The sequence below is a fragment of the Flavobacterium sp. AG291 genome (assembly GCF_003350375.1).
GTDB lineage: Bacteria > Bacteroidota > Bacteroidia > Flavobacteriales > Flavobacteriaceae > Flavobacterium > Flavobacterium suzhouense.
In genome coordinates, this window is the sequence record NZ_QQAR01000012.1 from 1 (window position 1) to 19,946 (window position 19,946).

Consider the following 19,946-nt stretch of genomic DNA (forward strand, 5'->3'; position numbering starts at 1 on the left):
AAATATGGGCATAAAAACCCAGACCGCAGCATAGTTTACTTTTGCTTCCTTCTCATTCATAAATTTAAGATTTATCTAAAAACAAATCTAAAGGACCGGAGTGCAGCGAAGTGAAGACCCGAGGATGAAGTAAATCTCAATTAATAGAACGCGGATGAAGCGGATTTTGGCGAATTCCCGCGGATTTAGCTACAGTACCTCAAAAAAAAGCCCTCTCTAACGAAAGGGCTTTGCTATATAATAATCGAGATTAATTCTTAGAATATTTTATATTCCTTGTAAATTCTGCATCTTTTACCTGCTTACCATTTACTATTTTATATCGTGTCTGTTTTGTCCAGTTTAGGTTTTTATCATACACATATTTATAATAATATTCGTCTGATTTTTCCAGATCACCATTTTCATTTACGACCTCGTCTTTATCATATATTGAATCGTCTATTTTGACTTTGTGAGTTGATATCACATTTCCACGAGGCCCAATAGAAGTAATCATGACACTATTACTTTGAAAGTCATATTCTGCAACTTCTTTACCAAAATCAGCGGTACGATCAGTAGTTACTTTCAATTCTATTGGGTATCCTTTTTCATTATTGATAATCTTGGTAGTACTTACTACTTTTCCCTGCTGGTTCTTATCTATTACCCCAATAAAAAAACCGTTATTGTCATATTCATAAAAAGCAGTCTCACTTGCAAAACCTTTTGCATTTATCAGGTGTTCAAATTTTCGCGCAAGCCTTTTTACCCCTGTAGAATCATACATAAAGGTTAAACGGTCAGTCATTTTCCCACTGTCATCATACCTTACTTCTGATGTAACCCTATTTTGATTGTTAAAAAGAGTTACTTCTTTTTTGGTCACTTTAGCTCCTGAAGCATCATAAATAATACTATTTTCAGTTATCTCGCTAACACTTATTCCTTTTCTTAAATCATAAGGGCTATCATGATGCAAAGCAGTATAAATGCTTTGCGCAGATACTGATGCACACAGTAAATATAAAATACTGAAGTATTTTAATTTAATCATTACTTCTATTTTTAATCTATCACCATTTCAGGGATATCGCCCTCAATGATAAGATTACCTTCCGTTGCTTTTATAATATCTTCAACCGTTACACCCGGAGCACGCTCTAACAATTTAAAGCCTTCCGGTACGATCTCAAGAACCGCAAGCTCCGTAACTACTTTCTTCACGCAGCCAACACCCGTTAGCGGTAGCGAACAACGCTTAAGCAATTTCGATTCACCTGCTTTGTTTACGTGCATCATGGCAACGATGATGTTCTCAGCCGAAGCTACAAGATCCATTGCGCCACCCATACCTTTTACCATCTTGCCCGGAATTTTCCAGTTGGCAATATCTCCGTTCTCTGCTACTTCCATAGCACCAAGAATGGTAAGGTCTACCTTCTGTGCACGTATCATTCCGAAGCTTAATGCCGAATCAAAGAATGATGCACCCGGTAATGTTGTTATAGTTTGTTTTCCTGCATTGATGATATCAGCATCTTCCTCACCTTCAAACGGAAACGGACCCATACCCAATACTCCATTCTCACTCTGGAATTCTACCGATATATCATGCCTAACGTAATTGGCAACAAGGGTTGGTATACCAATACCAAGGTTAACAAAGTAACCGTCTTTTACTTCTTTCGCAATTCTCTTCGCGATTTGTTCCTTTCCTAGTGCCATATTAACTTCTTTGTCTTACTGTTCGTTGTTCAATGCGTTTCTCGTATCGTTCCCCTTGAAATATTCGTTGAACGAATATCCCCGGGATATGGATCTGGTTCGGGTCAAGCTCTCCAGCCGGAACGAGCTCTTCTACCTCAGCGATAGTAATTTTAGCAGCACCCGCCATACATGAGTTAAAGTTTCTTGCAGTACCTTTAAAGATAAGGTTACCCGCTTCGTCACCTTTCCATGCTTTTACAATAGAAAACTCAGCTTTAAAAGCCTCTTCCATAATATGCATTTTACCGTTGAATTCACGTGCCTCTTTACCTTCAGCCACTTCAGTACCATAACCCGCAGGTGTAAAGAATGCCGGGATTCCTGCCTGTGCAGCACGGCATTTTTCGGCAAGTGTACCCTGTGGTGTAAGCTCTACTTCAAGTTCGCCACTAAGCATCTGCCTTTCAAACTCGGCATTTTCACCTACGTATGACGATATCATTTTTTTGATTTGTTTCTTTTGCAGCAGCAGTCCAAGGCCAAAATCGTCAACTCCGGCATTGTTAGAAATACAGGTAAGATTGGTTGTTCCTTTTTTAACCAGTTCGTTAATGCTATTCTCCGGAATACCGCAAAGGCCAAAACCGCCAAGCATTATCGTTACGCCGTCTTTTATATCGTGCAGCGCTTCCCCAACGTTTTGCACTTTTTTATTAATCATACAATAGAATTTAGTTTTCGCGTATAAATATATAAAAAAACGCCTTCTTTCGAAGACGTTTTGTATAATTTAAAAATCAAATCCTGTCATATCTACATTCAGGGTATCTGATGCAGTAGTATCCTTGACGACTGGTTTGGCACAATCTACTTTGATAGACAGGTTAGCCGGTCGTTCGAATGGTCGTTCTGAAATCTTATACTCAATAGTGTCGTCGGCATAACATTTCTTCATGAATAAACCGAATATCGGTAGCGCCATGGTAGCACCCTGACCATAAATAAGTCCTTTAAAGTGAGCCGAACGATCTTCGTTACCTACCCATACACCGGTTGCCAGGTTAGGCACCATACCGATGAACCATCCGTCAGACTGATTTTGGGTTGTTCCCGTTTTACCGGCAACAGGATTTACGATTTTATAAGGATAACCTGTCATACGATTATAGCCCGAACCACCGGCACCTCCCCATTTCAGCCTTGCTCCCGATCCACTCTCGGTAACACCTTCAAGCAGCTTAATGATAGCATAGGCAATATCTTTACTCATAACGTCTTTTGTTTCCATTTTACTCTGGAATAACAATACGCCATTTTTATCTTCAATCTTACTGATTACGATAGGTTTTACATATACCCCCTGATTAGCGAATGTACTATATGCCGCCACCATATCACTAACTGTAATATCAACTGCTCCAAGAGCAATAGATGGCTGCTCAGGTATCTTGCTTTCCACACCAAGCTTATGGGTAAGATCTACCACTGCTTTAGGACCAACCCTGTCTATCAGTTTAGCTGAAATTGTATTTACCGAGTTTGCAAGTGCCTTCTTCAAAGTAATCGGCCCCATAAACTGTCCGTTAGAGTTTTGCGGATTCCAGTCGGCATCAATACCATATTTACCTTTAGGCATACTGAATGGCGCATCTACCACGGTATCACACGGCGATAAATGTAGCTGCTCTATCGCTGCTGCATATACGAAAGGCTTGAAGGTAGAACCTACCTGTCTTGCACCCTGCTGTACGTGGTCGTATTGGAAGTGTTTATAATTAATTCCACCCACCCATGCTTTTACGTGTCCGTCGATTGGGTTCATAGACATTACACCCGTTTGAAGGAAGTGTTTGTAATAACGGATAGAATCTATTGGCGTCATTACAGTATCTCTTTCTCCTTTCCATGTAAACACTCTCATGTCGGTTTTTACCTTAAACGAAGCTATGATTTCATCTTCATCCTTGCCTTCATCCGTCATTATCCTCCAGCGCTCCGAGTTGCGCATTGCCCTGTCTAATATCTTATCGGTTTCAGCCTTAGATATGTTTACGAAAGGTGCATTTGTATTCTTTTTCTGCTGGATAAAAAATTCCTCCTGAAGATTTGCCAAGTGCTCCTGTACTGCCTCTTCGGCATACTGTTGCATTTTAGAATCGATAGTTGTATATATTTTAAGACCATCACGGTAAATATCATATTCCGATCCGTCATCTTTAGGATTATCCTTAACCCATTTTTTCATGTAGTCCCTAAGGTACTCCCTAAAATAGGTAGCCACACCTTCGTTATGGCTTTCGGGATTATAATCGGTTACTATAGGCTGGGCTGCGAGTTTCTCCTTAGTTGACTCATCCAGTTTTCCGTATTTTACCATCTGGCTTAATACCGTGTTCCTGCGAGCTAGTACTTTTTCTTTCCTTTTTTCCTTCATTGGGTTGTACAACGAAGGGTTCTTAAGCATACCTACAAGCACGGCTGCTTCTTCAACCTTAAGGTTTTTAGGCTCTTTACCAAAGTATATTTTTGATGCCGAACGTATACCCACCGCGTTGTTTACAAAATCAACAGTATTAAAGTACATAGCGATGATCTCTTCTTTTGTATACTGCCTTTCAAGCTTGGTTGCGATAATCCATTCTTTTGCTTTCTGTACAATCCTGAAAAGGAAAAATCTTGAGCCTTCTCCATGGAAAAGGTTCTTGGCCAACTGTTGCGTTATTGTACTCGCACCACCACTGCCTCCAAGTGTAACCATAGCTCTTAATGTACCTCTGGTATCAATACCTGAGTGTTCAAAGAAACGCTCATCCTCGGTAGCAATCAATGCATCTACCAGTGATTTAGGAAGATCGGCATACTTAACCGGCGTACGGTTCTCCAGGTAAAATTTACCTATGGTCTGACCGTCTTCCGAAATAATTTCCGTCGCTACGTTAGAATCCGGATTCTCCAATTGCTCAAAGTCGGGCATTCTTCCGAATACTCCCCACGAAGCCAAAAGGAAGAAAAGGAATATCGACGCAAAGCCTATCCCGAAAATCTTCCAGAACTTTTTTACAAAATATTCAGCCGGATGATCTCCGGAATTTGTATTTGATTTTTTTGTTGTCTTCTTTATCGCCATCTTCAATATTATTCTGTTGACTCAATTCTAAAACCTACATCAGTTACCCCGTCAAGTTCATTAACGCCCGGCACTTCACCACCCTTTCTCACCGCCTGCTGAATGGTAACGGTATACTTACCTGCCTTAGGGAATCTTACATTTTCCTTATACCAAAGCTTGCTCTCCTTAATATCGGTAAACCCCTGCCCCATAAGGCTCCCGTCGGGGTTTGCCATAGGATACTCTAAGGTATCTACCTTTACAAGCTTGCTGCCCGGCTCCTGAAGCTGAACAATCAGGAACAGGTTACTGTACGGATAATCATTGTTATTTCTAACGTTAATAAACATATTATATTTTGACACCGTATCCTTTTGGTCAAAGCTAAAAGACACTTTATTATCTTTTTTCCACTTGCCATCAAGCTCCTTGTATTCGTCAAACACACGGGTCTTGTCGCAGGAGATTACCAAAAAAAGCATGCCAAATACAGCAAGGCTATTCCGTAGGGCTGCCACCGGTATTCTTGTCGTTACCATTTTTCTTATTTCGGTTTTTATGGTTTCGGTTCTTATTCCTGTTATTAGGTTTTCTTTCGCCTTCAGGTCTTTCGGCATTTGGATTTTCACCTTGTGGCCTTTCAGCCTGAGGTCTTTCCGTTCTTGGTTTCTCCGGTCTTTCAGCGTTGTTGTTCCTGTTCTCGTTAGGTCTTCTTTCGCCTTTAGGCCTGTTATTGTTGTTCCTGTTTTCGTTAGGCTTTCTTTCACCTGCAGGCTTATCATTATTCGTTCTTTCCGTACGTTCAGGTCGGTTATCCCTGGCCTCTTTGTTTGCAGGAACTATTTTGTTAGACGGCCTATCGCCAGCCGGCCTGTCCTGTTGCTTTTTATCTACCGGAGTATTCTCGCGTTTCTTGTCTTTGCCTGGTCTTTTTCTTTTCTTAGGTGCGTCAAAACGCGTAAGGCTGTCCTGACCCATAGCATTCTGGAATGTTTTTTCTACTTCCGGAGCTACTTCTTCCACAGCATAATCTTCTAGTGAGCTTACACGCTGTTTCAGTTTGTTAAGTTCTACAATCTCTTTTACCTGATCGGCTTTAAGCACATGCCAGTGAGCCATATTATTAGTGTAAGCAAACCACATCAGCCCTTTAAAGATGTCTACCTTCTGGCAAACAGCATCACCTTTTTCGGTAAATACTTTGGTATCCATATCTGGCAGGCCTTTCAGCGCATCCAGATAGGTGTCCAGTTCATAGTTAAGACAACATTTAAGCTTACCGCATTGTCCGGCAAGTTTTTGTGGATTCAGCGATAACTGTTGGTAACGCGCCGCAGAAGTGTTTACACTCCTAAAGTCCGTTAACCATGTAGAGCAGCAAAGCTCACGCCCACATGACCCGATACCTCCAAGACGTGAAGCCTCCTGACGGAAACCTACCTGTTTCATCTCGATACGGGTGCTAAATTCGCGTGCAAAATCTTTAATAAGCTGTCGGAAATCGACACGGTCGTTTGCCGTGTAATAGAACGTCGCTTTCGACCCATCACCCTGGAATTCGATATCCGATATCTTCATCTCAAGGTTAAGTCGAATCGCTATTTCCCTTGCCACTACCTTCATCGGTTCTTCCTTATCACGTGCCTCACTCCATATATCAATATCCTTTTGTGAAGCTTTCCTGTAAATTTTCGCTATATCAGCATTGTCCTTTACATTCTTTTTCTTCATCTGTACCTTTACCAGTTCACCGGTAAGGGTAACAATGCCTATATCGTGACCCGGAGAAGCCTCAGTAGCAACAATGTCGCCCATGCTCAGGGTAAGTTTTTCAGTATTTCGGTAAAACTCTTTTCGCCCGTTCTTAAAGCGCACCTCAACGCAGTCAAAAGGCGCTTCGCCTCCCGGGAGGCTCATATTTGATAACCAGTCGAAGACCGTTAGTTTATTGCAACTGTCCGTCCCGCAGGTCCCGTTATTCTTACATCCTCTGGGTTGTCCATCCTTGGATCCCGTAGAACAGTTTGTACATGCCATAGTTCGTGTTTATATATAGATCGCGGCCCGGCCGCTACTTGTTCGTAAAATGTTTTTGCGGGTAAAGATAGTATTTTTTTACGGGAATGTTGTTAAGGGTTTTGATTGGAGCGAAGCTTACTGACTGTAAACTGTTTAATAACATCTTACCTGTCTTTATTATGAAATATTGAACGCGGATGACACGGATTGAGCGGGTAGACGCGGATTCTTTCCTTCGCATGAGTGAGACGCGCATTCAGGTTTCCCCTCCGAAGGAGGGAAACCTACTCATACATATCCTCACCCCATCCCTCTCCAAGGGAGAGGATGAAGCTTCACTCGACCCTACTAAGAATCTGCTTCGCTCCCCTCTCGATTGGAGAGGGGCTGGGGGTGAGGAAAACAAGGGTGAGGCCACAAAAAAACCTGCACTCTCATGCAGGTTTTCTTAATTATATAAATTTAGGTGTTATCCTATAACTTTAAATAATTTATCTGAAAGACGTATCCTGAACGGAACGCTGAAGGTTACTTTATCGCCTTTTGCAGCGGTAGTCCCATCCTGACCGTTAACGCGCATTTTTTCAATAACCAGTTGCTGCTCGCCTGTAGTAGGACCTGAGATAATTACCGTATCACCAACAGCCAGTTCGCTTTCCATAATGAACTGTGCTACTTCCGCTTTCGGGAAATAGTGTTCGCCTTTACCCACCAGTGTTTTTCTGATTCGTGGGCGAACGGTTTTAGTTTTGGCTGCAGTACCTAAGGCAACATCAGAAACTTCCGTTCCGGTTTTCTTGAAGGTAAGGCGGTCGGCTTTACCTTTTTTGAAGATCATGTTTCCGTTCATGATGCCACGGCGCAATGCTTTCTGCTCTTCAACAGGCAGGTTAACCACATCCTGGCACGCTTCCGAACAACAGTTTTGTGAAGCATCCTTACACTCATCACACTGGATGAACAGCAGGTGACACGCCTCGTTAGCACAGTTGGTGTGGTTGTCGCATGGCTTACCGCACTGGTGGCACTGCGAAACGATATCGTCGGTAATACGCTCACCAAGACGTGCGTCGAACACGAAGTTCTTACCTATGAATTTACTTTCTAATCCTTCAGCCTTTACCTGACGTGTATATTCAATGATACCACCCTCAAGCTGGTACACATTCTGGAAACCTTTATGTTTGAAGAACGCCGATGCCTTTTCGCAACGGATACCTCCTGTACAGTACATCAGCAGGTTTTTGCCCTCTTTATATTCTGAAAGTTGCTCTTCGATGATTGGTAGTGACTCACGGAACGTGTCCACATCCGGAGTGATGGCACCACGGAAGTGACCGATCTCGCTCTCGTAGTGGTTACGCATATCGACCACGATAGTGTCAGGGTGTTCTAACATATCATTGAACTCCTGCGCTTTCAGGTGCACTCCAATATTGGTTACATCAAAAGTATCATCGTTAAGTCCATCGGCAACGACTTTATCACGAACTTTGATGGTAAGTTTAAGGAAAGAAAGGTCGTCCTGCTCCACCGCCACGTTAAGGCGAATGTCTTTCAGGAACGGGATAGTATCAAGGTGATCTTTGAATTCGTAGAAATGATCCGCCGGAAGCGAGAGCTGGGCGTTGATACCCTCTTTGGCAACGTAAATCCTTCCTAAAACCTCCAGTGGGTTCCAGGCTAAGAAAAGTGAATCGCGAAATTGTTTTGGATCAGAAATGTGTGCGTAGGCATAGAAAGACAGCGTAAGGCGCTGTTTACCGCTTTCCTCGATCAGGGCGGTTCTTTCCTCTGCGCTTAAAGTGTTGAACAGTTGCATGCTATACAATTTTAAGTGAGATATTTTCAGTATGTTGTTGGTTCACAATGGCGGAACCGGGTGCAAAGGTAGAAATTTTTGGGAAATGGGCAAGAATTATCCCCTTTTAAGGGATTTCAATAACTTTTTAGGCTCCTGACGATTATCCCAAAAAGCAGTGATTACAATTTTTGAAGTATCAAATTGATAAAATATGCTATAGTGCCCCAAGGAGACAGCACGCATATTTTTATGTTCAGTCCTTTTTCCAATTTCAGGGCTTATTTTCAGGATATCTGTACGCTCTTTAATTTTTCCAAATAATTTTAATGAGTAAGAAACACTTCCGTTTCTTTCATTCCAATATTCAAAAATTAAGTTTCGTTGACGAAGTGCGGTTTCAGTCCAAAATACTTTTAACGCCATCCGGAGTCTAATTTATCTATATCGTCTTCGGATATTAGCCTACCGTTCGCAATGTCGTCTTCACTCATTGCCAGCATCTCCAATTGTTCAGATGACAATCCGACAATTTCTTCCTCTTTAGCAGATTCAAAAATTGTGCTTATTGCCTGAAGCAATTTTTCATTTTTGGTTGCCAGTATTCTGTCAATCAAGCCGTTTTTTATATTTTCAATTGCAGTCATATTCATTCAGCATTTTATATTCCAAAGTTAGGGAAAATTTTCGAGGTAGAAATTTTTTGGAAAATTAGCAAATTCGAACACTCTAGATTAATCTAAAATTTCCTTAGTTAGAATTATTCTTCTAATACTTCGTTTATCATCAAATGGAACAATAAATTCCTCTTCATTTTCCCCTTCAAATATTTCGAATTGTAATTGAGGTTGTTTACTAGTATTTATAAGATCAACATATGTTCCATAATCCAATGAATATATATTATACCTAACCCCAGGATTATCTTTATCAGAATAACCTTTTTTAACTATATGTATTACCCGAGCATCAAAAAGTTTTTGAATAATTGGATTTTGTTCGAGTTCTCTAGATACTAAAAACGACCTAGCCTTTTTCTTTCCGATTACTTCATGAATTATCAATCTAATTTTCTCATGAAGATGGTCATCAAGATTCTTAGCTTTATCATTTTCAAACCATTGTCTACTTGATTCGATTACAATTTTTTTATCAATGTTTATCGAATTCTTACGCTGTGCATCAAAAAAAGCAAGTGTGAAAATATTTATAAAATCTCTAATTACACCTTCTGAAGCCCTGACAAGTTCATCAAAGGCGGGTGCGCCAGTAAATAATGTTTGAATCAACTGATTGACAGTATTGACGGAAAAATTTTCTGACAAATAATTATTTGGAAGCTCAGATTTAATGTGTTTAAACAAAATTTCCGCAAAGGTCTTTGTAATTTCTGCTGGGTTTCTATCATAAACAAAATATTCATCAATATCTAGATTTGTACTGATATCACTCCCTAATTCAAATCCAATGTAATTGTGTTTCTCTCGTGGAATTGTGAAATTAGAACGATATTCTAATGCGCCTATTTTTACTACAACCTCTGGCACAGGTATAAAAGACTTTTTAAAAAATTCCGCTAAATAAGGTTGAATATCTAGAGGAATTGCAGACCATTCGTCTATAATTAATACTAAATCCGTTTCCGCTTCTTTTAATACCCTTTGTAAATAGTGATGTAAATCCGGGAATATAATCTTTTCAAATTCTTCAGTTTGAAATTCCGTAGTTTTTTCTTTTTCCTTACTAACCTTTGACCTGTCAGATAAATCAAAAGAAATAGTGCTTGGAGAGATTTTTGCAATAGTTCCAGACTCATCTTCGCCTACTCCTTTTTCCCTATTAATAACTTTTTTTGATTTTTGAATTTCACCAACAGAAGCAATTGATAATGAATTTAATGATTCTAATGCTAAATCAGAATTTTTATTAGGATGATATGCAATATGATTTAGAATCGAATCGAATATTTCATTTAGTATATCAGTAAAAAGAGATGAGCACCTATAGTCAATAGACATCGAACTATCAGTAAATTGTGGAGAACTACCTAGAAATCTACAATCAATATAACATGTAGTTTTATTAGGTTGCTTATTTAAAAAGTCTTCTAAAATCCTTAAAATATGTGTTTTACCAGTACCTCTTCTTCCGTATAGAATTTGGTTATTATTATTTATTAATTGTGGTAAAATACCTACTTCAACATATGAATCAACAATCTTATTAATATCTCTTTGCCTTTCTGCACGTTGAGAAATACTTGAAACTGCTTGAATAATTTTTAAATCTTTTATCATCTAGCACTAAACTATTTTAAAAATATAAATGTAAGAAAAAAATTATTCCAATAGGTTTTGTGTTAAAAAATAAACTTATCCACAACCCTCATCCTCACATTGCCACACCAAAAAAAAGCATTATTTTTACCCAAAATCATATACAAAAAATGAGCGGAGATAAAGAAGCAAAACTGAAGGCGTTACAGCTTACATTAGATAAACTGGACAAGGCTTACGGTAAAGGAACGGTGATGAAACTGGGCGACCAGGCTGTTGAAGAAGTTGAAGCAATCCCTTCAGGATCGTTGGGTGTAGACCTTGCCCTTGGCGTTAACGGTTACCCTCGCGGAAGGATAATAGAAATATACGGACCTGAATCGTCAGGTAAAACCACACTTACGCTTCACGCTATTTCTGAAGCACAAAAAGCAGGGGGTATCGCTGCCTTTATTGATGCCGAGCACGCGTTCGACCGTGTGTATGCAGAGAAACTTGGCGTTGACATCGAAAACCTTATCATATCACAGCCGGACAATGGTGAGCAGGCATTAGAGATTGCCGAGAACCTTATCCGTTCGGGTGCTATTGATATCGTGGTAATCGACTCGGTTGCGGCACTTACACCTAAGAGTGAGATCGAAGGCGAGATGGGAGATTCTAAAATGGGTCTTCACGCACGTTTGATGTCTCAGGCACTTAGAAAGCTTACGGCTACCATCAGCAAAACTAACTGTACGGTATTCTTCATCAACCAGCTTCGTGAGAAGATCGGTGTGATGTTTGGTAACCCTGAAACCACTACGGGTGGTAACGCACTTAAGTTCTACGCTTCGGTAAGGATAGACATCCGCCGTGCAGCACAGATCAAAGACGGTGAGAACGTATTAGGTAACCGCACGAAAGTGAAGATCGTTAAGAACAAAGTGGCACCTCCTTTCAAAACGGCTGAATTCGACATTATGTATGGCGAAGGCGTTTCTAAAACAGGTGAGATACTTGACCTTGCGGTAGAGTTCGAAATCATCAAGAAATCGGGCTCATGGTTTAGCTATGGCGACACCAAATTAGGCCAGGGACGCGACGCTGTAAAAGCCCTGATAAAAGACAATCCGGAACTCGCTGAAGAGCTTGAACTGAAAATAAAAGAGATGATAAAAGAACAGGCATCTTAAATTTATAATTAAAACCCGATTTTTTCGGGTTTTTTTATTGCTATTACGCAACCTTTTACGTTTTTTGTATCTATCTATAAACCGGTTTTTTACGCTGATTGATTTATGAAAAAGATTTTACTATTATTTACAGCATTATTTATCCTTTCATCATGTAACATGGAGCCTGATGAAGCGCCACAATATAATGTTGAATTCCTGCCTGCCGACTGGGTTATATTCCCACAATGGGTAGAGCCCGGTCATACCTATGAGGTAAGGGTTGGCTTTACAAAACCTAACGGCTGTTACCTGTTTGACCATTTTGTTTCTGAAAAAGACGGCAATGCCGTGGTTATTGCCATACAGACAATGGTGCGCCTTGAAGGCGAATGCAGGAATTATGAAAAAGAAAACCAGGACGAGCAAAGCTTTACTTTTTCGTGTGACGAAAGCTATGCCCTCGCTAACGATATCTACACCTTTAAATTCTTTACAGGTTATGATGTAGAAGGCAACAAAACATACGAACAGATCGTGATACCGGTTAAAAAATAACTTAAACTAACATATAATTTGGGTTTAGATCAGCTCATAAAGGATTGCCAGCAAAACAGCATCCGGGCGCAGGAACAGCTATACAAGCTTCTTGCTCCTAAGTTGTTTGCGGCTTGTCTTAAGTATTCGCGCAATCGTGCGGATGCCGAAGACAACCTACAGGATGGTTTCCTGCTGATCTTCCAGAAAATTGGCCAGTTCCAGTTCAAAGGTTCCTTTGAAGGCTGGGCAAAAAGGGTGATGATAAACAATGTACTGCAGCGATACCGCTCTGAAGGCATCTTCGAACTGGTTAGCGAGAACATACCCGATGTAGCCGATGTTGAAGTGGATAGCGAAGGCATATCTATGGACTACCTTGTAGGTATCATCCAGGAACTGCCGGACCGTTACAGGATGGTTTTTAACCTGTATGTAATTGACGGTTATTCGCACAAAGAAATTGCTGAGATGCTGGGCATTACCGACGGCACCTCTAAATCGAACCTTGCCCGTGCAAGAATGATATTAAAAGAAAAAATTGAAGCCCTGCAGGGCAATAGCATACCGACTGCAAAATGAATGAGAAACACAATATAGACAGGTTATTCCAGGAAAAGTTCAAGGACTTTGAAGTGGCTCCCCCTGAATTTGTATGGGAAAACATACGGGAGGAACTCCAGGAAGAAAAAAAGACAAAAGGTAAGGTCACCCCTTTATGGCTAAGGCTATCGGGTGTGGCAGCACTATTGCTGCTGGGCGGACTACTTGCCACATTGTTCTTTAACGATGCGGAAAACCCTGCCACAAATGCTCCGGCTGTAGTAGTTGAAGATCAAAACGCTACTCCGGCAAACACTGTTATGCCATCATCTCCGGATGCTACTGCTCCTACACAGGCCGGCCCATCGGCTACGGGAACAGAAACAGGAACAGCTTCTCAAAACAATACAATTACCAACAACAATACAGCTGTTGCGGTTAGCGAAGAAGCCGCACCGAATAACGAACAAAATTCGGCTACACAAACAAACAGCCGCAACCAAAGAGCAAATTCATCAGCTACCGGCTTTGGCAAAAACAACAATAATGCTGTTGCTTATGACAGGAATGCTGCCAACAAGTCAACGGCTAATAAAAACAACCGTAATGGTCAAATGCAAAATAACAATGCAGTTGCCGGTATACAAAACGGAAACAATAAAAGCAGCAGAAACGGTATCAATACTGCTGACAATAACGGCATAGTAACTAATTCACCTGCTAACGAAGGTATTGCTACCACAAACGGTAAAACAGCGGGATCAAACACAGGCAGCAATTCCGGTATTACTAATGCTGTGAATACTGCGCAAAGACAAAATGGCAATGCGACATCTACATCAACTGAAGGTATCGCAGCAACCGATGCAAAATCATCAGGCAAAAATGCAGGCAGTACACCTAATAATGGAAATACAATCCAGAAACAAAATGGCAACGCTAACACTATGCCGGTTGCTTCTGAAGGTATTGCCGGTACAGACAGTACCAATCCTGCTGCCAACAGTAATCTGCAAAAACAAAATGCTGCTAACGGTATAGCGTCTGCCAATGGCGTTGCTACTGCCAACGGCGCAACTACTATAGAAAATGCTTCGGGCACAAATACTACAAGCGGCACAAACGACCCTGCTGCTAAAGGCAACGTAATCATCGACAAGAATATTCCGGTAGGTGGTGAAGTAGCACAAACTGTAGTTGACACTAATAAAGTGGTTCCACAAAATGAACTGGAGAAACTGCTTGAGGAAAAACTGAAAGGTGAAGAAAAAGACAAGGAACTTGCCGAAAACAAAAAGAATAAAGACCGCTGGAACATAAGGCCACAGGTTGCTCCGGTATTCTACAACTCACTATCGGCAGGATCGCCAATCAATGAACAATTAGCCGGAAACAGCAAAAGCTACGATAACGACCTTAGCTACGGTCTTGGCATTAACTATGCCGTAACCGACAGGATAAGCATACGTTCGGGTATCAACAGCGTTAACCTGAACTATTCAACAAACGATATTGCCTATTATGCATCGCTAAACGGCGGAACTTCAAATATCGGAACTGCTAAAGCAACAGGTTTTGTCATTCAGCCTGCCGACGCTGCAGCTCCGGATGTATTCCTTATAGATGGGCAAAGCACACAGCTTGTTGAAGGTTCGATGATTCAGAAAACAGGATACATAGAGATTCCTTTGGAAATGAGCTATGCATTGGTAAATAATAAATTTGGTGTAGACCTGATAGGTGGCGTAAGTTCACTATTCCTTAATGAGAATAATGTGAGCGTGGTATCATCTACCGGTATGAGCACCGAGGTAGGTAAGGCACAAAACCTTAACAACCTACACTTCAGTACTAATTTAGGTGTTGGGTTCAAATACAAATTCTGGGATTCGTTCCAAGCCAGTTTTGAACCTACATTCAAATACCAGGTGAATGCTTACAGCAGAAATGCAGGTAACTTTAAACCTTATTTCGTTGGGCTTTACTCGGGTGTAAGTTTTAGTTTCTAAACCTTGTTGGTTAGGTTCGGAAATTTTATTAGGTAGTTCTATTAGTAAAAGCACTTCTGCAGTCACAGAGGTGCTTTTATTTTTTTGCTTTCTCCACCAAATCATTATAAAGTATCTGCCATACTTTATCTTTCAGGTTTTTCAGGTCGGTTTTGTCTTCCATGGACAATCCGTCGGTTGGCACAAAGTGATGCACTTTAGCCCTTAGCAATCCCGGTTTTCCACTAAAAAAGCTAAACGAAAAACGTTTTTTGTTATCATAAAAACTCATCGGCACAATAGGAATCTGGTGTTCAATGGCAAGTCTGAAAGCCCCATCCTTAAATTCATCAAGCAGTATAGATTCATCATCCGGAACCCCTCCCTCTGGGAAAATGCAAATACTTAATCCCTGATCGAGCCTTTTTTGTGCCCGCTTAAAAACTTCGAAACGGCTCTTCGAACTGTTACGGTCTACCAGTATGCAGGTACGCTTATAAAAGAATCCGAAGATTGGAATCTTGACCAGTTCTTTTTTGCCGACAAATACAAACGGATTTTTCGAAATGACAAGCATCAGCATTATATCCGTCATAGATGTATGATTGGCCACAAGCATATAACTTTTACCTTTTTGTATCTGCTCATCACGTTCTATCTTATACGGAAGTCCCATCCCGAACAGGATGATTTTTGCCCATATCCGTGCAAGCACAAAAAACTGCGGATAGGTTTTTTCGGATGATATCGTTATGATAAGTAACGGAGACAAAACTATAATTGGCACTCCCATAAGGATATAGAACCAAATTCGCCACAGCGTCCACAAAAAATATCGTACTATTTTCATATATTCCAAATGTAAGGATTCAATCCTTATTTTCTGCCCAAATCGTTTACCTTTGTGTAAATTCAATTTTTTGTAGAATGGCAAGAATATTAACCGGGGTGCAAAGCACCGGAACCCCTCACCTGGGTAACCTGCTGGGGGCTATACTACCGGCCGTGGAAATGGCCAATAAACCAGAGAACGATTCATTTTTATTTATAGCCGATTTGCATTCTATTACGCAGATCAAAGACGGCGAAACCCTGCGCGCTAATACCTATAGCGTAGCGGCTACATGGCTTGCCTGTGGCCTTGACCTTAACAAGGTTACTTTTTACCGTCAGAGCGATGTGCCTCAAACGGCAGAGCTTTCATGGTACCTTAGCTGTTTCTTTCCGTTTCAGCGACTAACGCTTGCCCACTCTTTTAAAGATAAGGCCGACAGGCTGGAGGATGTAAACGCAGGATTGTTTACCTACCCTATGCTTATGGCTGCCGATATATTATTATATGATGCTCAGTTTGTACCTGTAGGTAAAGATCAGCTGCAGCACCTTGAGATTACCCGCGATGTAGCCTCACGCTTTAACCACCAGATGGGCGAAACCTTTGTATTACCTGAAGCGGTTACCAGCGATGACACCAAAATTATTCCGGGTATCGATGGCGAAAAAATGAGTAAGTCGCGCAACAACTTCATCAATATTTTTGTTGAAGACAAACCGCTGCGCAAACAGGTAATGGCAATACAAACAGACAGTACTCCGTTGGAAGAACCTAAAAACCCGGATACCTGTAATGTATTTGCGCTTTACAAATTATTAGGGACCCCGGAACAAATCGAGGCAATGAGAGCCAACTACCTTGGAGGTAATTATGGTTATGGCCATGCGAAACAGGCATTGTTTGAACTTATCGTTGACAAGTTTGCTCCTATCCGAGAAAAATATGCCTATTACATCAATAACCTTGACGAAGTAGATGCCCTGCTAAAAGCCGGTGCCGAAAAGGCAGCGACCATTGCCAACGGAGTACTATCAAGAGTAAGAGTAAAACTGGGATACGAATAGTTAGTTGACAGTATACAGTGGTCGGTTTACAGTTGCCACGAATTACACAAATTATCACGAATTGGTGGAATTAGTGTAATTTGTGGCTCTTTTTTAGAACACTGAACACTGAACACTGAACACTGAACACTGAACACTGAACACTGAACACTGAACACTGAACACTGAACACTGAACACTGAACACTGAACACTGAATCACTATATCGCTTCAAACAATTTCCCTGGTAACGGACGGATCACGCCTTTCAGTTCCATATTAAGGAGTAACGACGATATTTTAAAGATGGGCATTTCGCATTCAAGTGCGATAACATCCATCAGTTCCTTCCCATGCTTTTGTAAAAAATCATATACTTTTTGTTCATCATTTTCTAGCACAACAAAAAGCTGTTTTTGCACCGGCTTCTTTTTTTCTTCTTCCAGTTGCCAGTTAAGCATATAAACAAGATCGGCAGCACAGGTAAGCACATTGGCACGCTGACTCTTTATTAAATTATTACAGCCCATGCTGTATTTATCGGTAACACGCCCCGGAACAGCAAACACATCCCGATTATAATCGTTGGCAATATTAGCCGTTATCAGTGAACCGCCTTTATCAGCACTTTCAATGATAATGGTTGCTTCGCTAAGCCCTGCCACAATGCGGTTACGTTTTACAAAATTTTCTTTATCCGGATTTGACGTGCTCCAGAACTCGGTCATAAAACCGCCGTTCTCCTCCATTTTAGAAACATATTTTTTATGCACTTTAGGATATACCTGATTTAGTCCATGAGCCACAACACCTATTGTTTGTAAGCCGAGTTCCATGGCAACAACATGAGCATGAATATCTACCCCATAAGCAAATCCGCTAATAATAATAGGATTTAAAGGAGCAAGATCTTCGATGAGCTTACGGCAAAAGTCGGAACCATAAGAGGTCATCTGGCGGGTACCTACTATACTTATTGTTTTCCGGTTTTCGAGATCAATATTCCCAGAGGAGAACAAAACAACGGGTCCGTCTATACAGTGTTTAAGTCTGTCAGGGTAGGTTTTGTCCTGATAATATAAAGGAGTAATGCCATTATCTGCAATAAATTTCATTTCGGCTTCGGCCAGCTTAAAAGTATCAGCTTTTTTCAGGCTGTTATATACAACATCTCCTATCCCCTCTATGGCGGTTATTTGTGATTTTTTTGCTTTGAAAACAGCTTCGGCAGAACCTAAATGGTTAATAAGCCTTTTGGCGACAATGTCGCCCACACCTTCTACGCGCAGTAGCGCAAGGATATTAAGTAATTCAAAATCAGTCATTAATCGGTTTTATATGGCGTTTATCGGATTCTCTGGCGTTGTTAATAAAAATTGTGAATAAAATTTTGCAACTTGCGTTGAATTGTTAATTTTGTTGTTATGATGATAGAAAAACACATATCGGCTTTATTGTATCGCTACCAGTGCGTTAGCGTTCCCGGCTTTGGCGCATTTCTTACGGAAACACAGCCAGCGCAGCTTAACAATGACACCTATACCTTCTATCCTCCTAAAAAACTAATTTCATTCAATGCGAATTTAAAAAATAATGATGGGCTTTTAGCCAATCATATCGCATTACAGGAAAAAATTTCTTACGATCAGGCTGTAGCCAATATTACCCAGACCGTTGAAAGCTGGAATAAAAGGCTGCAAAACTGGGAAACCCTTATTCTTAAGAACCTTGGGACTATTGCTCATAACATAGAAGGCAATATTGTTTTCACGCCTGATACTCCGGTAAATTACCTTGCTGAAGCGTTTGGACTTACCAATGTAATTTCTCCTGCCATAAAAAGAGAAGAGCTTAAAGCTGTTGCCGAAAAAGTGGAAGAAATGGCTCCGGTGGTATTTACTCCGGAAAGAAAGAAAAACTACTCATATCTTAAATATGCCGCTATATTTGTTGTAATGACAAGTGCAAGCGGAGCAGGATTTAAAGTATACCGCGACCATGAGATTGCACAACAAACATTACTTGTAGAGCAATCGGTACAGGATCGCGTAAACGAAAAAATACAACAGGCTACTTTTTTTATAGAGGCGCCTATGCCGGCAGTAAGCCTTCCGGTTAAAGAAGAAAGCGCATCTACCTATCCTTACCATGTTGTAGCAGGAGCTTTTAAGAGCGAGGAAAATGCTGAAAAAGCAGTAGGAGAACTTGTATCTAAAGGTTACAACGCCAGAAAACTAGGTAAAAACAAATTCGGCCTTTTTCAGGTAGGTTACGGAAGTTTTAAAACCTATGCTGAAGCACAGGCAAAAATGAATAAGATTAAACAAACCGAAAACAGCGACGCCTGGCTTTTGGTAAAAGAATTATAAAATCGAGTCTCCCCAAACGGGGAGATTTTTTTTGCATCTGCATCTGTACTATCTTTGCAAAAAAAAACGCATGCAGGCAAAATATCCTTCAGACTCTATTTGCATTATGACCGACCTGGTTTTACCGGGTGAGACCAATCCGCTTAACAACCTTTTTGGTGGAGAATTGCTGGCCCGCATGGATCGTGCCGCGAGCATTGCCGCCAGAAGGCATTCACGTCGTATTGTTGTTACGGCATCTGTAAACCACGTTGCTTTTAACCGTGCTATTCCTTTAGGAAGTGTTGTTACCGTTGAGGCAAAAATATCCCGTACCTTCAAAACTTCTATGGAGGTATTTATTGATGTATGGATCGAAGACCGTGAAAGCGGTATCAGAGCAAAAGCCAATGAAGCTATCTACACATTTGTTGCCGTGGATGAAACGGGAAGACCGGTTGAAGTACCCACTATTGAACCGCAAACCGAAATTGAAAAATCACGCTATGACGCTGCGCTGAGAAGAAAACAGCTAAGCCTTGTACTGGCAGGCAAAATGAACCCGCATGAAGCTACCGAATTAAAAGCATTGTTCCTATAA

At 40.9% G+C, this 19,946-nt stretch carries 19 protein-coding genes; 7 read left to right on the plus strand and 12 right to left on the minus strand.

Translation table 11 applies throughout. From position 1 onward, the window contains the following. Nucleotides 1–250: 250 nt before the first annotated feature. The 10 genes from DEU42_RS12575 to DEU42_RS12625 form a co-directional block, all read right to left on the minus strand. Complete coding sequence (locus DEU42_RS12575) at nt 251–1,039, minus strand: hypothetical protein (RefSeq protein ID WP_114758660.1); 789 nt, start codon at nt 1,037–1,039, stop codon at nt 251–253. Between the two features lie 11 nt (nt 1,040–1,050). After that, entirely contained in the window at nt 1,051–1,710 is a 660-nt protein-coding gene (locus tag DEU42_RS12580; protein WP_114758661.1) for a 3-oxoacid CoA-transferase subunit B, read from the minus strand. 1 nt (nt 1,711) lies between these two features. After that, nucleotides 1,712–2,413, minus strand: a complete 702-nt coding sequence (locus tag DEU42_RS12585; RefSeq protein WP_114758662.1) for a CoA transferase subunit A — start codon at nt 2,411–2,413, stop codon at nt 1,712–1,714. Between the two features lie 69 nt (nt 2,414–2,482). After that, the gene (locus tag DEU42_RS12590) at nt 2,483–4,819 is read right to left on the minus strand and encodes a penicillin-binding protein 1A (protein WP_114758663.1); all 2,337 of its coding nucleotides are present in this window, start codon (nt 4,817–4,819) and stop codon (nt 2,483–2,485) included. A gap of 8 nt (nt 4,820–4,827) precedes the next feature. Next, a complete protein-coding gene (locus tag DEU42_RS12595; RefSeq protein ID WP_114758664.1) occupies nt 4,828–5,340 on the minus strand; it encodes a gliding motility lipoprotein GldH in 513 nt (170 codons plus the stop codon). Continuing rightward, nucleotides 5,300–6,838 carry a stage 0 sporulation family protein gene (locus DEU42_RS12600; RefSeq protein ID WP_114758665.1) on the minus strand — a complete coding sequence of 513 codons (1,539 nt, stop codon included), beginning with the start codon at nt 6,836–6,838 and terminating at the stop codon, nt 5,300–5,302. Before DEU42_RS12600 ends, DEU42_RS12595 begins: the two co-directional genes overlap by 41 nt. A gap of 451 nt (nt 6,839–7,289) precedes the next feature. Next, on the minus strand, nt 7,290–8,642 hold the full coding sequence (locus DEU42_RS12610) for a rhodanese-related sulfurtransferase (protein ID WP_114758667.1): 1,353 nt from the start codon (nt 8,640–8,642) through the stop codon (nt 7,290–7,292). Nucleotides 8,643–8,738: 96 nt separating this feature from the next. Next, nucleotides 8,739–9,047 (minus strand): type II toxin-antitoxin system RelE/ParE family toxin, encoded by a 309-nt coding sequence (locus tag DEU42_RS12615; protein ID WP_114758668.1) that lies wholly within the window; start codon nt 9,045–9,047, stop codon nt 8,739–8,741. Continuing rightward, nucleotides 9,038–9,274 carry a hypothetical protein gene (locus DEU42_RS12620; RefSeq protein ID WP_233506675.1) on the minus strand — a complete coding sequence of 79 codons (237 nt, stop codon included), beginning with the start codon at nt 9,272–9,274 and terminating at the stop codon, nt 9,038–9,040. The genes DEU42_RS12615 and DEU42_RS12620 overlap by 10 nt, the downstream gene beginning before the upstream one ends. Nucleotides 9,275–9,355: 81 nt before the next feature. Next, on the minus strand, nt 9,356–10,918 hold the full coding sequence (locus DEU42_RS12625) for a hypothetical protein (RefSeq protein WP_114758670.1): 1,563 nt from the start codon (nt 10,916–10,918) through the stop codon (nt 9,356–9,358). 149 nt (nt 10,919–11,067) lie between these two features. On the opposite strand from DEU42_RS12625, the gene recA reads away from it, so the two are divergent. The 4 genes from recA to DEU42_RS12645 all read left to right on the plus strand — a co-directional run bounded on the left by recA (nt 11,068) and on the right by DEU42_RS12645 (nt 15,140). Beyond that, nucleotides 11,068–12,072: a recombinase RecA gene (gene recA, locus DEU42_RS12630; RefSeq protein WP_114758671.1), complete on the plus strand. Its 1,005-nt coding sequence runs from the start codon at nt 11,068–11,070 to the stop codon at nt 12,070–12,072. A 105-nt stretch (nt 12,073–12,177) separates the two neighbouring features. Next, nucleotides 12,178–12,609, plus strand: a complete 432-nt coding sequence (locus DEU42_RS12635; protein WP_147278117.1) for a membrane lipoprotein lipid attachment site-containing protein — start codon at nt 12,178–12,180, stop codon at nt 12,607–12,609. Between the two features lie 18 nt (nt 12,610–12,627). Further along, nucleotides 12,628–13,170, plus strand: a complete 543-nt coding sequence (locus tag DEU42_RS12640) for an RNA polymerase sigma factor (protein WP_114758673.1) — start codon at nt 12,628–12,630, stop codon at nt 13,168–13,170. Next, a complete protein-coding gene (locus DEU42_RS12645) occupies nt 13,167–15,140 on the plus strand; it encodes an outer membrane beta-barrel protein (RefSeq protein WP_114758674.1) in 1,974 nt (657 codons plus the stop codon). Before DEU42_RS12640 ends, DEU42_RS12645 begins: the two co-directional genes overlap by 4 nt. Before the next feature lie 76 nt (nt 15,141–15,216). Here DEU42_RS12645 and DEU42_RS12650 read toward each other — a convergent pair whose 3' ends face one another. Continuing rightward, nucleotides 15,217–15,969 carry a lysophospholipid acyltransferase family protein gene (locus DEU42_RS12650; RefSeq protein WP_114758675.1) on the minus strand — a complete coding sequence of 251 codons (753 nt, stop codon included), beginning with the start codon at nt 15,967–15,969 and terminating at the stop codon, nt 15,217–15,219. 77 nt (nt 15,970–16,046) lie between these two features. On the opposite strand from DEU42_RS12650, the gene trpS reads away from it, so the two are divergent. Continuing rightward, nucleotides 16,047–17,018, plus strand: a complete 972-nt coding sequence (gene trpS / locus DEU42_RS12655; RefSeq protein WP_114758676.1) for a tryptophan--tRNA ligase — start codon at nt 16,047–16,049, stop codon at nt 17,016–17,018. 200 nt (nt 17,019–17,218) lie between these two features. Here trpS and dprA read toward each other — a convergent pair whose 3' ends face one another. After that, complete coding sequence (dprA, locus tag DEU42_RS12665) at nt 17,219–18,322, minus strand: DNA-processing protein DprA (RefSeq protein ID WP_114758677.1); 1,104 nt, start codon at nt 18,320–18,322, stop codon at nt 17,219–17,221. Nucleotides 18,323–18,421: 99 nt separating this feature from the next. On the opposite strand from dprA, the gene DEU42_RS12670 reads away from it, so the two are divergent. Both DEU42_RS12670 and DEU42_RS12675 read left to right on the plus strand, forming a co-directional pair. Beyond that, entirely contained in the window at nt 18,422–19,366 is a 945-nt protein-coding gene (locus tag DEU42_RS12670) for an SPOR domain-containing protein (RefSeq protein WP_114758678.1), read from the plus strand. 70 nt (nt 19,367–19,436) lie between these two features. Beyond that, nucleotides 19,437–19,946: an acyl-CoA thioesterase gene (locus DEU42_RS12675; protein ID WP_114758679.1), complete on the plus strand. Its 510-nt coding sequence runs from the start codon at nt 19,437–19,439 to the stop codon at nt 19,944–19,946.

Bases quoted from the DNA above. Each gene is read 5' to 3' on its own strand.
- DEU42_RS12575 (WP_114758660.1), bottom strand. From the start codon at position 1,039: ATGATTAAATTAAAATACTTCAGTATTTTATATTTACTGTGTGCATCA.
- DEU42_RS12580 (WP_114758661.1), bottom strand. From the start codon at position 1,710: ATGGCACTAGGAAAGGAACAAATCGCGAAGAGAATTGCGAAAGAAGTA.
- DEU42_RS12585 (WP_114758662.1), bottom strand. From the start codon at position 2,413: ATGATTAATAAAAAAGTGCAAAACGTTGGGGAAGCGCTGCACGATATA.
- DEU42_RS12590 (WP_114758663.1), bottom strand. From the start codon at position 4,819: ATGGCGATAAAGAAGACAACAAAAAAATCAAATACAAATTCCGGAGAT.
- DEU42_RS12595 (WP_114758664.1), bottom strand. From the start codon at position 5,340: ATGGTAACGACAAGAATACCGGTGGCAGCCCTACGGAATAGCCTTGCT.
- DEU42_RS12600 (WP_114758665.1), bottom strand. From the start codon at position 6,838: ATGGCATGTACAAACTGTTCTACGGGATCCAAGGATGGACAACCCAGA.
- DEU42_RS12610 (WP_114758667.1), bottom strand. From the start codon at position 8,642: ATGCAACTGTTCAACACTTTAAGCGCAGAGGAAAGAACCGCCCTGATC.
- DEU42_RS12615 (WP_114758668.1), bottom strand. From the start codon at position 9,047: ATGGCGTTAAAAGTATTTTGGACTGAAACCGCACTTCGTCAACGAAAC.
- DEU42_RS12620 (WP_233506675.1), bottom strand. From the start codon at position 9,274: ATGAATATGACTGCAATTGAAAATATAAAAAACGGCTTGATTGACAGA.
- DEU42_RS12625 (WP_114758670.1), bottom strand. From the start codon at position 10,918: ATGATAAAAGATTTAAAAATTATTCAAGCAGTTTCAAGTATTTCTCAA.
- recA (WP_114758671.1), top strand. From the start codon at position 11,068: ATGAGCGGAGATAAAGAAGCAAAACTGAAGGCGTTACAGCTTACATTA.
- DEU42_RS12635 (WP_147278117.1), top strand. From the start codon at position 12,178: ATGAAAAAGATTTTACTATTATTTACAGCATTATTTATCCTTTCATCA.
- DEU42_RS12645 (WP_114758674.1), top strand. From the start codon at position 13,167: ATGAATGAGAAACACAATATAGACAGGTTATTCCAGGAAAAGTTCAAG.
- DEU42_RS12650 (WP_114758675.1), bottom strand. From the start codon at position 15,969: ATGAAAATAGTACGATATTTTTTGTGGACGCTGTGGCGAATTTGGTTC.
- trpS (WP_114758676.1), top strand. From the start codon at position 16,047: ATGGCAAGAATATTAACCGGGGTGCAAAGCACCGGAACCCCTCACCTG.
- dprA (WP_114758677.1), bottom strand. From the start codon at position 18,322: ATGACTGATTTTGAATTACTTAATATCCTTGCGCTACTGCGCGTAGAA.
- DEU42_RS12670 (WP_114758678.1), top strand. From the start codon at position 18,422: ATGATGATAGAAAAACACATATCGGCTTTATTGTATCGCTACCAGTGC.
- DEU42_RS12675 (WP_114758679.1), top strand. From the start codon at position 19,437: ATGCAGGCAAAATATCCTTCAGACTCTATTTGCATTATGACCGACCTG.